The organism is Nocardia cyriacigeorgica (genome assembly GCF_010868145.1).
GTDB classification, from domain to species: domain Bacteria; phylum Actinomycetota; class Actinomycetes; order Mycobacteriales; family Mycobacteriaceae; genus Nocardia; species Nocardia cyriacigeorgica_D.
Map to the genome: position 1 here is coordinate 1 of NZ_JAAGUY010000070.1, position 314 is coordinate 314.

The following is a 314-nucleotide window of genomic DNA, read 5'->3' on the forward strand; positions in this document are numbered from 1 at the left end:
GGCCGGTGGTGTTGGCGGCGGTGCCGATCGAGATCACATGCGAGACGACCTCCACCCCGAACGCCTGGCGCAGGAACGCACGCGCCACCGTGCCCGCGGCGACCCGGGCCGCGGTCTCTCGGGCGCTGGCGCGCTCGAGCACCGGGCGGGCATCGTCGAAGCCGTACTTGAGCATGCCCGAGAAGTCGGCGTGACCGGGACGCGGACGGGTGAGCGGGGCATTGCGGGCCAGATCGGCCAGCTCGGCCGGGTCGACCGGATCGGCGGACATCACCGTGGTCCACTTCGGCCATTCGGAGTTGGCCACCTCGATG

Annotated in this window: 1 protein-coding gene; it reads right to left on the reverse strand. The window is 72.0% G+C overall.

Annotation, left to right across the window (positions count from 1 at the left end; all coding sequences use genetic code 11):
* Positions 1 to 314: chorismate synthase (locus tag GV792_RS28785; protein ID WP_163828142.1), on the reverse strand; the 314-nt coding region annotated here is incomplete at both ends.